At 40.7% G+C, this 12,073-nt stretch carries 12 protein-coding genes; 3 read left to right on the top strand and 9 right to left on the bottom strand.

Features of this window, described 5'->3' with window-relative positions; translation table 11 throughout:
• Positions 1 to 27: 27 nt before the first annotated feature.
• Entirely contained in the window at positions 28 to 387 is a 360-nt protein-coding gene (locus DYI25_RS02610) for a YugN family protein (protein WP_213366701.1), read from the top strand.
• Between the two features lie 246 nt (positions 388 to 633).
• On the opposite strand, the gene DYI25_RS02605 is transcribed toward DYI25_RS02610, so the two are convergent.
• A complete protein-coding gene (locus DYI25_RS02605) occupies positions 634 to 990 on the bottom strand; it encodes a hypothetical protein (protein WP_213366699.1) in 357 nt (118 codons plus the stop codon).
• 291 nt (positions 991 to 1,281) lie between these two features.
• Here DYI25_RS02605 and ytvI point away from each other — a divergent pair, with 291 nt between their 5' ends.
• Positions 1,282 to 2,340 carry a sporulation integral membrane protein YtvI gene (gene ytvI, locus DYI25_RS02600; protein WP_213366697.1) on the top strand — a complete coding sequence of 353 codons (1,059 nt, stop codon included), beginning with the start codon at positions 1,282 to 1,284 and terminating at the stop codon, positions 2,338 to 2,340.
• 188 nt (positions 2,341 to 2,528) lie between these two features.
• On the opposite strand, the gene DYI25_RS02595 is transcribed toward ytvI, so the two are convergent.
• From DYI25_RS02595 to cyoE, 8 genes are all read right to left on the bottom strand, one after another.
• Complete coding sequence (locus DYI25_RS02595) at positions 2,529 to 3,707, bottom strand: GNAT family N-acetyltransferase (protein WP_213366695.1); 1,179 nt, start codon at positions 3,705 to 3,707, stop codon at positions 2,529 to 2,531.
• Between the two features lie 102 nt (positions 3,708 to 3,809).
• Positions 3,810 to 4,274, bottom strand: coding sequence for a DUF420 domain-containing protein (locus tag DYI25_RS02590; protein WP_213366693.1), 465 nt, complete (start codon positions 4,272 to 4,274; stop codon positions 3,810 to 3,812).
• Between the two features lie 166 nt (positions 4,275 to 4,440).
• Positions 4,441 to 5,352: a cytochrome c oxidase assembly factor CtaG gene (ctaG, locus tag DYI25_RS02585; RefSeq protein WP_213366691.1), complete on the bottom strand. Its 912-nt coding sequence runs from the start codon at positions 5,350 to 5,352 to the stop codon at positions 4,441 to 4,443.
• Between the two features lie 154 nt (positions 5,353 to 5,506).
• Positions 5,507 to 5,842, bottom strand: a complete 336-nt coding sequence (ctaF, locus tag DYI25_RS02580; RefSeq protein ID WP_102262072.1) for a cytochrome c oxidase subunit IVB — start codon at positions 5,840 to 5,842, stop codon at positions 5,507 to 5,509.
• Between the two features lie 4 nt (positions 5,843 to 5,846).
• Positions 5,847 to 6,476 carry a cytochrome (ubi)quinol oxidase subunit III gene (locus DYI25_RS02575; RefSeq protein WP_213366688.1) on the bottom strand — a complete coding sequence of 210 codons (630 nt, stop codon included), beginning with the start codon at positions 6,474 to 6,476 and terminating at the stop codon, positions 5,847 to 5,849.
• Entirely contained in the window at positions 6,476 to 8,347 is a 1,872-nt protein-coding gene (gene ctaD / locus DYI25_RS02570; protein WP_213366686.1) for a cytochrome c oxidase subunit I, read from the bottom strand. Before ctaD ends, DYI25_RS02575 begins: the two co-directional genes overlap by 1 nt.
• A 31-nt stretch (positions 8,348 to 8,378) precedes the next feature.
• Complete coding sequence (coxB, locus tag DYI25_RS02565; protein WP_213366684.1) at positions 8,379 to 9,452, bottom strand: cytochrome c oxidase subunit II; 1,074 nt, start codon at positions 9,450 to 9,452, stop codon at positions 8,379 to 8,381.
• Positions 9,453 to 9,552: 100 nt separating this feature from the next.
• Complete coding sequence (cyoE, locus tag DYI25_RS02560; protein WP_213366682.1) at positions 9,553 to 10,479, bottom strand: heme o synthase; 927 nt, start codon at positions 10,477 to 10,479, stop codon at positions 9,553 to 9,555.
• Positions 10,480 to 11,097: 618 nt separating this feature from the next.
• Here cyoE and DYI25_RS02555 point away from each other — a divergent pair.
• Positions 11,098 to 12,054 carry a COX15/CtaA family protein gene (locus tag DYI25_RS02555; protein WP_213366679.1) on the top strand — a complete coding sequence of 319 codons (957 nt, stop codon included), beginning with the start codon at positions 11,098 to 11,100 and terminating at the stop codon, positions 12,052 to 12,054.
• Positions 12,055 to 12,073 lie beyond the last annotated feature (19 nt).

The following is a 12,073-nucleotide window of genomic DNA, read 5'->3' as shown; positions in this document are numbered from 1 at the left end:
TGCAGTGTGTTTTTAGGAGGGAAAAGGATGAAATTCGAAAATACAGGTATTGAAAACCTGAAGGCGGACTTGAACCGTCTTGATGAGGTTATGTTAGAGCATGGTCTGGTACGTGAAGGACAATGGGATTATGAGAGAGTAACTTATGACAAAAAGACTGTGGTTAAAGAAGGCACATTTTATCTGCGTGTACAGGGTCATGTCCACGAGGGTGATGTTGGCGCACACAAAGCGATCATTCAGTTGATGACACCTTTGTTAGGCAAGCATTATTATCCGCATGGCGTTGAATATGGTGAAGGTGAGCAATTCCCGAAAGCAATTGTCAGCCAGAGCGAAAAGCTTTTAAACGAAGTGAAAGCAGAAGTAGAGAAATTCGCAATTTAAATTAGAAAAGCGTAAGCGCCTCGGTCAGCTCCGCCGGCAGAAGCGCTTTTTGCTTCTGCCGGCGGAGTTGAAATTTCGGATTTTCTAGGAGGCGACACTAGACAAGCGACTCGAGCTGCTCAAAGCTGACGCTTCTCGCAAGATAATCGAGGAAGCCAATCTAGGGATGAAAACTGGCTAGGCGCTGGAGCTGGACAATTTTTGAAGTGAATTTGATACTTACTTATTTTCATTAAAAAGACGCATTCATTGCGTCTTTTTTACATGAATGCCCGTTATGATGACATCAATCTTTTTCGGTAATATAGAAGTAAACAGCACAATCTCCTCTTCTATGTTTTTCTGAAGCTCTATTGCATTAAAAAGGATAGAGTACTCCCCAACTATAGTGTCAACGTATACTTTGATTTTCACGTAACCCTGGTCAAGTTCAACAATCACTCCATTATCAGCAAACGAATTTCTTCGTAATCGAGAGATCCTGTTTTTTAACCTGGACTGTTGAAAAGTGCGGTTTTCATTTATATTGGCATTGACAATCGCACAGACTGCACGGCATACCTCTCTATATTGCTGAGGCATGATTTTTCCTGACTTCTTCATTGCCTCACCCCTAAATGATAAGGTTGCGGAACCAGATGTTCATAAGCATACATAGAGATGGAATAGTAGCGATCTATCGTTATTGAAGTGAATCCGTCAGCTTTAAAATCAGCAAAGTTTACAAAAAGACATGGGTAATAACTGATTTTTGTTGTTTCTTATATTAAATGCGTACTATAATTTAATTGTTAAGGAATTTTTTGCGCTTTTTGAGATAATAAGGCTTAACTGCCCTTAATAAATGCTTTTTAAAGGTATATACTCTTCGGGGAGTATAGAAAGGAGTTTCACTTGTCCGGTATTTTTACTAAACGAACTATCATTATTGCATTAATCACCATCATCGTTGCAGCAATTCTTTACATTATCCTTCCGGTATCCATCCCATTAATTGCTGCTTTGATTACCGCCCTTTTTCTTGAACCTGCAGTAGTTTACTTCCAGAAAAGATTCAAGATTGGACGGCGCCTGGCAGTATTGGCAATTTTCCTCCTGTTTGTATTGCTCATCATGGTCGCAGGCTATTTCCTGACTACGACGGCAATCACCGAGGCAATTGACTTGATTGATAATACTCCAGTCTATATAAATGAAATTACAAATGCCTGGTATAAGGCCGAAAATAGTTTTGTTGAAGCTGCCAACGACCTACCGAGGGAAGTTGTAACCGAAATCAGCAACCGGGCAGAGGAATTTCTGAATAAACTCAAGAATGACATGATCGCATTGATCAATATAGATAATTTGAAAGCACTGCTGACCTACATCCCGAACTTCCTGATCAGCTTCCTTGTCTATTTGATTGCCTTGTTTCTTTTCTTGCTGGAGCTGCCATCTCTAAGACAGAGTGTATACAGCCATTTAACAGAGAGAACAGCAGACAAAGTACACTTCATGACTTCACGGCTTTCTTATGTTGTGTTTGGTTTCTTGAAAGCACAATTTCTAGTAAGTGTGATCATTTTTATCGTTGCCCTAATTGGATTGCTTTTCATCACGCCAGAATATGCAATTGTTATGTCGGCGGTTATCTGGCTGATTGATTTTATCCCGTTGATTGGCTCAATCGTCATATTGGCGCCATGGTCAATCTTCCATCTAGCAACAGGTAATATTGCCCTTGGAACCCAGTTGGCGGTTCTGGCAGTTATTTTGCTGATTATCAGGCGTACAGTCGAGCCTAAGGTGATGGGCAGCCATATAGGCCTTTCCCCGCTATCTACACTGATTGCCATGTATCTTGGACTGAAGCTATTCGGCTTTATGGGCTTTGTCATAGGACCATTGCTCTTGATTGGATTCAATTCAGCCAAAGAAGCTGGAATCATTAAATTTAAATTCAAAATTTAAATTTAGATAAGAAGCGTCTCGAACTGCCCAAAGCTAACACTGATCGCAAGATACTCAAGGAGCACTTTCAGTGATAAAAAAAGCTAAGCGCTGGAGTCAGACACTAATCTATTTGTGCAAAAAGTTTATAATAAAAGCAACAAAACCCGGGTGAACTGCACCCGGGTTTTGTTGTTGCTGTATACAAATTAAAAGAAATCATAGAAAAATGGTTTGAATACTGGAATTGCATGCTCTAGCTCCATGACCTCATTGATGTCTCCCTTGAGCAGTTCTAACTCAAATAATTCAAGAGGGCGTTTATAGCCGAATAACATGGCCGTTAAAGTGTTGATGTTCAATTGCAGTCCGCGCTTTGGAGCAGTTACACAGGTACTACCATCTTTCACAGGATGAAATGTAACTCCTTCCTGCCCCATTATATATGTCCCTGTATTCCATGGAGCAGCTGCATCATCCAGATGTAGAAACATATTTTTCCCATCAGTGCTGGTGTTTAAAGGATAGCTAGATAATGCTTTCTCAACATTGACAATTCTGCCCATAAAATAAGGATAAACTTCAGTCTTGAGCTTAGGCTCCTTTAAAAAGTACGGGAATAGGTCATGGACTGATAAAAGCACTTCCACTCGATCTACCATTGAATCATGCTGGCAAATAAAATTCCACAGTCCTTTTCTGGATTCATGGGTTAAAGAAACGTATTCCTCAACCTTCATTACATTATCTTTAATCTCATATAACACGTATCCTGTCGCTTCATTTTTTGAATCATAATAAACAGCAGCTGTTTGTTCACCGTATATACTTGTACGCCACCATTCCGAATCTCTTGCTAACATCGCGCTATGCATTGCTGCATATTTCTCATAGACCCTCTCAATATCCAATGAGTGATTCTTCTCTGTATGTCTTTTAATATTTCCCGATTGTATATCTACTGGTTTTAAATCTATTTTTTCGATAGTAATCTTCCTGTTGTCTGAAATGATCTCCCAGCCAAACCTTCTATAGAAATCGATCTGAAATGGATGAAGGAAAGAAACAATATTCCCACTTTGATTCATATCCTCCAGTGCCCTTTTCATTAAGGCATTAACATGCCCTTTACGTCTATGCTCTGGATAGGTAGCGACTCCGGCAATACCACCCATTTTCCAATCCTGTTGACCTAGCTTCACATTCAAAGAAAGAATATGCAATTTGGAAGCAAGCTCTTCCCCTTCAAAAATCCCTAGCAAGCGATGTTTCTTAAGGGTTTCCATCCTTTTTGGAATATCACTTTCCGCCACTTTATACTGAAAAGCATACATTGATAAATTCATTGACTCCAGAAAATGTTCTTCTGATAAAACTTTAATATCCAAGTAAATCCCCCCTTTTTACAACCTAATAAATTCGTCTGTTAAAGCGAGAATACCTTCAAGAAATAAAAAAAAACATTGCTATAAGCAATGTTTCAAAGTCTGCTATGTTCCGAGTATGGCCTTGATGACTGAAGTTGTTTCCCCGCCTTTATAGAACACATAAAGAAGCAGGTAAACTGCAACACCCGTGATGCCAGTAAAGAACCAGGTAACACTGGTGATAGGTCCAAGTTTGCGATGACGCTCAAGCTTGTTCTTATATCCTGTGTAAAGCGAGATAATTCCAAGGACAGCACCAATAGTCGCAAGTGTGATATGGAAGATTAAGAACAGCGTATAGTAAATCTTGATATCGTCAGGTCCACCAAATGATGTATTTCCAATGAAAATCGTTCTTGATGCATAGATCACAAAGAATATGATGGCGAATATACCAGCCAGTGTCATGGTCTTGCGATGCTTTTCAATCTTTCTTTGTTTTATCTGGGCCCAGCCAATTGCCACGGTAATCGCACTTAAAACGATAAATGTAGTGCTGATTGTCGGCAGAATCGGTAAGTTTGACATATATATGTACCTCTCAATCATTATTTCTCCATAAAGTTAATTGTAGGTGACCTGTCTCTTTTTTTCAATCTTTGATTGCTGATAAATAATAATTTTTTTGGTGGAGTGTAAACGATATTAAACAACAATAAAAGCTTCCCGATAAGGAAGCTTTTGCAATTCGTTATTACTTAATTGGCTGGGGTGCGCTCGCAAGATTGATCGCATCTTGTTCAGCTTGATGATCCTCTTCATTTCTGAACCATTGGAAGAAAGCATATCCCAGGAAGATACCATAGACGATTTCCTGAATGACTTTCATGATTACTCCTCCAAGCTGCTGATCATGCAATAGCGAAATAGAACTGAAGGTTTCAGGACCGCTGAGATTCAAGCTCGAAAGCATCGTAGGCGGTACACATAATTTCAAAGCTTCGCCCCACGCATTCGGGTCGGAAAAAGTTGCGTACATTGGTGTATCGGCAAAGATGATTAATGCGCACGCTGGTGTGATTAGCACACCATCAGCAAAAATATACCCCATCTTTTTAACACCGGATAATGTCTGATACTCTTCCAATTTATTGACAAGAGGCCACCACATGAACATCGCGAGTATAAATAGCACCGATGTATATCCTGCATGCAGCCACATATCTGTTTTAACAACATCAAAAATCAGCGGGATATGGTAAATAGAGAATATTCCATTAAACATGATCAAGGCAATAAGCGGCTTCGTGAAAAAGCGAAATAGTGGATCGACTATCGGAAGTGATAGTAACGATCTCCAAAGCCAATTAGGAAAGCCGAAAATCAATAATGGCGGAACAACAAGATATAGGACTGACATTTGGATCATATGCATATAAAAGGTTATATGCGCCATTAGATCCACAGGCGAACCTTTAATGATATACAGTACTAGAATTGCGGATGTAAAGTAAACCGCCTGCTTTCTCGTCGCGGGTTCCCCATTTTTAAAACGATTATAGTATTTGTAGACAATCAAAAAATAAGCAACTAGCAGTGCTGCCATCAAAAGAAAATATACCGGGCTCCATAGGGCTCTGAACCCAAATATTTCAAGCGTTAGCATCGTTATTCACCCCGTCCTGTTTAAGAACTTTACTCTCATTATACTTCCAAAGGTATGGCACATCAATAAAATGACTCTGCCATTAAATGTTAGTATACTCGCTTACATAGAAAAAATCGGCTTATAGCCGATTTTTTCTTTAAGTCATTATATATTACCACCAGATAATTGTTGTGAAAGCCAGGACTGTTACAGCTCCTACAACGACACCAGAATAAAGGAACAATGCAGGTGCTTCATGCCCTTTATGACTCATATGCATGAAATAGTAAAGCTGGAAGATTACCTGGATCACAGCAAGCAGAAGGATGAACGGAACTGTGAACCAGCCTGAAAATCCTTCATATCCAACTGCAACAAAGGCAACGAGTGTCAAGAAAATCATCAATGCAAAGGAAACGATTTGGTATCTCATCTCTTCGGCGCTCTTCTTGCGACGATATTCAACGTCTACTCTTGGGTTCCCTGAACTTGGTTGTTGATTAGCCATCAGTTTATCCCACCATTCCCATTAGATATACAACCGTGAAGATGAATACCCATACAACGTCAATGAAGTGCCAGTAAAGGCTGGCAACATAAAACTTAGGAGCGTTGTACAGATTCAACCCACGTTTGGAGTTACGGACCATCAACGTAATGATCCAAGCCAAACCGAATGCAACGTGAGCACCATGGAAGCCTACAAGCGTGTAGAAGGCGGAACCAAAAGCACTGCTTGTAAACGTATGGTGAAACTCATGTACATAGTGATTGAACTCGTAAATTTCAAGCGCAAGGAAAGCAGCACCAAGAGCTACTGTCAATCCAAGCCAAAGCTGCATCTTTTTAAAGTTAAAGTTCTTCATATGGTACATAGCATATACACTTGTCAAAGAACTTGTTAAAAGAAGCATAGTCGCTGCAAAAGCCAGCGGTATTTCAAAGATATCCTTGGCAAGTGCATGGTCAGCACTAGGAACCTTATCTTTTAGTGCAAGATATGTTGCGAACAGAGTCGCAAACAATACTGTCTCTCCGCCAAGGAAGAACCAGAAGCCCAAAAACTTGTTCTTTGCTTCGAGGGTTGCTTTTTCAGGCTCCGCAGGCCATGTTTCATAAGTGAATTTTTCTTCAGCTTGCATTATGCCTTTGCCCCCTTATCATTATCATCGTCCATTAAGTCTTCTTTATGAATATGGAATCCATGATCATCTTTAATAGAACGTACGAACATTGCTCCTAAAGTTACTGCCATACCGAGGATCAAGACTAGCAGTCCCCAGCTTGTATCAGCACGGTACATTGCACCAAATGCTGCGATAAAAAGACCAAGTGAGATAACGAAAGGAATGAAAGAGTTATTCGGCATATGGATATCGCCAAGTGGTTCTGCAGGCGTCATTTCATTCTTGCCTTCCATTTTCTCCAGCCAGTAAGCATCCAGTCCGCGTACAAGAGGAAGCTGCTTGAAGTTGTAGAAAGGCGGCGGAGATGCAATCGCCCACTCTAGTGTACGGCCGTCACCCCATGGATCATTTCCGACTTTTTCGTTTTTAACTTGTGTCATGATTACGTTAATTAATAGAACGATTGTAGCAATTGCCATGAAAATCGCACCGATTGAACTGATCAAGTTTCCAGTTTCAAGTCCCTGTCCAGGCAGGAATGTAAAGATACGACGAGGCATCCCCATCAATCCAAGGAAGTGCTGGATGAAGAACGTCAGGTGGAAACCAATCAGGAATAACCAGAACGTAACTTTACCAAGAGTTTCATTCAGCATTGTGCCAAACATTTTTGGCCAGTACAGGTGTGCACCTGCAAATAGTGCGAATACTACACCACCAACGATAACGTAGTGGAAGTGAGCAACAACGAAATAGCTGTCATGATACTGATAGTCTGCAGCAGCGGATGCCAGCATGACACCAGTTACACCACCGGCTACGAATGAAGGAATGAAGGCTACTGCCCAAAGCATCGGAGTTGTGAACTTGATGCTTCCACCCCACATTGTGAACATCCAGTTGAAAATCTTGATACCTGTAGGAACGGCAATTGCCATTGTAGCTACTGCGAAAATCGCGTTTGCGATCGGTCCAAGACCAGTTGTGAACATATGGTGTGCCCATACCATGAATCCAAGGAAACCGATCAATACAGTCGCGAATACCATGGATGAGTAACCGAAAAGACGTTTTCTAGAGAAAATCGCAAAGATTTCTGAGAAAATACCGAATGCCGGTAAGATCAAGATATAAACTTCCGGGTGACCAAAGATCCAGAAAAGATGTTCCCAGATAATTGTGTTACCTCCATTTGATACATCAAAGAAATTAGAACCAAACATACGGTCAAAAATCATTAAGAAAAGACCAACAGTCAGTGGAGGGAACGCAAACAGGATAAGAGCTGATGTTACGAATGTTGCCCAAGTGAACATCGGCATTCTCATATAAGTCATTCCCGGGGCACGCATGTTAACGATCGTTACGAGGAAGTTAATCCCCCCGATTAGTGTACCCGCACCCGAAATCTGCAAACCAAGTGCATAAAAATCGATACCATGCGTTTCAGACGCTATTGCAAGAGAAGCGTAAGACGTCCAACCAGCATCTGGAGCTCCACCCAGGAACCATGAAAGGTTAAGGAATACTCCACCAAAGAAGAATAACCAAAATCCTAAAGAGTTCAAGAATGGGAACGCGACGTCACGTGCACCAATCTGGAGTGGCATTACAGCATTCATGAATGCAAATACAAGCGGCATCGCTGCAAGGAATATCATCGTTGTTCCATGCATCGTCAAGATTTCATTGTAGAAACCTGCGCTTACGAAATCATTGTTAGGTACAGCTAGCTGAATACGGATGAACAAAGCTTCAAGTCCACCTAGGATGAAGAAGAATCCGCCAGCAATAAGATAAAGGATTGCGATTTTTTTATGGTCAACCGTTGTCAGGTAGTCCCATAAAGTTGCGCCAAATCCCTTTTTCTGAGCATAGGTACTCACAGTTTTACCTCCCTTTCAAACAAATCCCCTTTTATTTCTGGACTTTCAAGCCCATCAGATATTCTGTTAATGCATCTAGTTCTTCTTCTGAAAGCTCAGCATACTTGCCAGTCATCTTGTTGGCAGGCTTATATGCTTCTGGGTCTTCCAGCCACTTTTTGATGTTTTCTTCTGACATATCCATAACACCAGCAACACGTGAACGATCGCCGAAGTTTGTCAAGTTAGGACCAACACGAGCTGCTTCAGGAGCCGTGTTTGCCGGAGTTACGGCATGACATCCGATACAGCTGTTATTGAAGATTTCCTGTCCTTGCTGCGCAGTTGCAGTTTCTGCCTTAACAGGTTCTTTGACTCCCTGCATACCTGCTACCCATTGATCGAATTCAGCGCGTGGTAAAGCCTTTACTTTGAAGTCCATCAATGCGTGTGAAGGTCCGCAAAGCTCAGCACATTTTCCGTAGAAAAGTCCGCCAGCTTCGTCAGCACCTTTACTGTCAAACTCAAGCCAGAATTTATTGATGTTATCGGTATTTGTATCCATCTTTCCTCCAACAGAAGGAATCCAGAAAGAGTGTTTTACATCAGAAGCCTTAAGGTTAAAGTAAACCTTTTCATCAGTAGGGACTACTAAATCCTGGCTAGTGATGATTTCTTCATTTGGATACTCAAATTCCCACCAGTAAAGATTCGCGCGCACGTTGATTACAAGCGCATCAGTCTTTCCTTCAGCGTTTTTCTTTTCCATAGGGGAAACATCTGCCAACTTAAATGTTGCTGCTACTGTAGGAACAGCAAGAATTAGAAGCAATAAGATCGGAATAACAGTCCAAAGGATCTCGAGCTTGTGGCTTCCCTCGACCTGCTTCGGAATTTCGTTGTCATTCTTCCTGCGGAACTTCATAATGACATAAATAAAAATGATTGTGACGACAGCAATTACTCCCACCATAATCGCCGTGCTCAACAACATAAGTTCATACTGGGATTGAGCAACTTCACCTGCAGGTCTTAATGTAGACAGGTATGGCTCACCACAGCCGGACAAGACTAATGCCATCAATGTGAACAATGACAGCAGACGCCATTTAGCAAGCATCTTCATAGCTTAATTAAACCCCTCTTTCGTAAAAAATCTTATAAATTTGGTTGTAAAATATATGGAAAAATCCTCTCTCAACAAAGAGTGAATCTCCTAACAAAGGTTAGATAAGTGTGACAATTACCATAGCGACAAACATGACAGTTAAGTATTGTAAAGAATATACAAACATCAGTTTTGCCCATTTCATATCATCTTTAAGCTTTTCAAGGTAGATTCCCAAAACAAGCCATCCAATATTCAGGATCGTTGCCAGAATCATGAACGTCATTCCAAGCTCAGGCAGGAAGAATGGTAACGGCAGCAAGGCTGTTATCCATAGGAAAATCGATCTCTTCGTCGCTTTGAAACCTTTTACGACAGGAAGCATCGGTATACCAGCTGCCCGGTATTCCTCTACCCTTCTCATTGCCAGAGCATAGAAATGAGGGGGCTGCCAAACAAAAACGATGGCAAACAGCATCCATGCCATTACGTCCAGGTTAGCGTCCACTGCAGCCCATCCGATTAGCGGTGGAACTGCTCCTGAGATACTGCCGACAATTGTATTCGAAACATATTGACGTTTTGACCACAATGTATATAGAACAACATAACTAAAAACCCCGAACAAACCGATTACAGCAGCTGTGACGGTAGTTGTAAGCAGAAATGCGGTGCCTATCCCGATCAGCAGGAAACTCATCAAGGCCACTTTACCTGGCTGGACTTTTCCTGTTACAGTCGGTCTGTCTTTTGTTCGCTCCATTAGATGGTCAATGTCCCGATCGATGTAGTTATTCAGGCTGCATGAGCCCGCAACAATCAATGATGAACCTATCAATGTAGCAAGAATCAAATCAATATTATCCAGGAAGCGCGCTCCGCCAAAATGAAGCGCGAGCCATAATCCAGTAAAAGTTGTCATCGCATTGGAATTTACTATTCCTATTTTAATGAGTGCAAGAAAATCTTTCATTAGCGTCTTCTCCACGACTGCAGGCTGTCCGTTCTCTAATACAGCTTCTGATAAAGCTTTTGAATTAGACATCCATATCCTCCTTCATCCCTTTTCCTTCAAAATTCCAAAGACGAAATTTTAACAAAAAAAAGAAGTGTAATTGTACTTTATATTCCCGATAATTTTCACTATTCTCAACGTGTTAAGGCTGTTAAATATTTGTGTAGAAAAATAAAGCCTACGTTGTATATTAAATCACACTTCACAACTTTTTTGTGAATTTTTTTTGAACAAAATTTGACTAATTTGTGTCTTACCGCCATTATCCATAAAGTTCATTTTTATTGCAAGGAATTTTGACTTGATATTAGTAGATTGTTTGGGGGTCATCTTTTTTTCAAATATACATATTCTTGGATAATATTTTCATGTCTGTAAAATTCCTGGTATGTAAGCTCGTAATTTATTTGGACTTATTGCTGCCATGAGCATTTTACCTATAAAACCGGTTGTTGTCCAACTATAATAGTAAGTATTGAAATATTATCTATTATTGTGTAGTATCTTAAGTATTGTTTTCTATCCTTTTTCGCCAAAATTCGTTATTATAGGGATAGAATTTTTTTCTTTTCTACAAGCTTTTTCTATTATACATGTCAAGTTTATTATTTGACAACTTATCGAACTTTGAATAAGCAGGTGATGATCATGAACCGTTCCCTTAAGTGGCTTGCTGTTTTAACCACGATTGGAATGCTTTTTGTTTTGCTCGGAGGAGCGTTGGTTACTAAAACTGATTCCGGAATGGGCTGCGGCAAGTCCTGGCCCCTTTGTAATGGAGAATTCGTTCCCACGGATATAACTCCCGAATTGGTAATTGAACTTGCCCACAGGTTAGTGTCGGGCAGCGTAGGCATTATGGTACTTATCTTATCCATTTGGACATGGAAGGCTATTGGGCATATACGCGAAACGAAGTTCTTGGCTGTTTTATCTTTTTTCTTCCTTGTTCTACAGGCATTGATAGGCGCTGCCGCAGTAGTTTGGGGACAATCTGATTTTGTCCTGGCACTTCACTTCGGCATTTCACTCATCTCATTTGCCGCTGTACTTTTATTGACCTTGCTTATTTTTGAAGTGGATAAAAAATTCCAGGCTGAAAAATTAGTGATAGATAAAAGAATGAAGTTTCATATTATTGGACTTTCCGTATACAGCTATATTGTCGTTTATACTGGCGCTCTTGTGCGACATATGAATGCCAGCCTGGTTTGTAAAGACTGGCCATTATGTACAAATGGCGGCTCCTTCCTTCCTACCAACATTTACGAATGGGTTCAGATGGGACATAGGGCTGCAGCAGGTTTCATATTTATTTGGATCGCATATGTTACCTACATTGCGGTCAAGCATTACAAGCATGAAAGAGTACTATACTGGGGATGGATCATATCAATGATCCTTGTGTCACTGCAAGTCATTGCTGGTGCATTGATCATCTTCACAAGACTTAATCTGTACATTGCCCTGGGACACGCTTTCTTCATTTCTGTTCTGTTTGGTGTATTCAGCTACTTTATCCTTTTAGTTTCCAGGAGCAAGAAGAATGCCGCAAGAGTTAAAAACCCTAAACCCGTAGACCTTTCTCCGGCAACGGTAAAATAAAAAGCTGCAGCAGACGCTG

Source organism: Mesobacillus boroniphilus, assembly GCF_018424685.1.
Lineage (GTDB): Bacteria > Bacillota > Bacilli > Bacillales > Cytobacillaceae > Mesobacillus > Mesobacillus boroniphilus_A.
The sequence above is the reverse complement of the archived record's forward strand: the minus strand, read 5'-3'. Positions and strand labels throughout refer to the sequence as shown.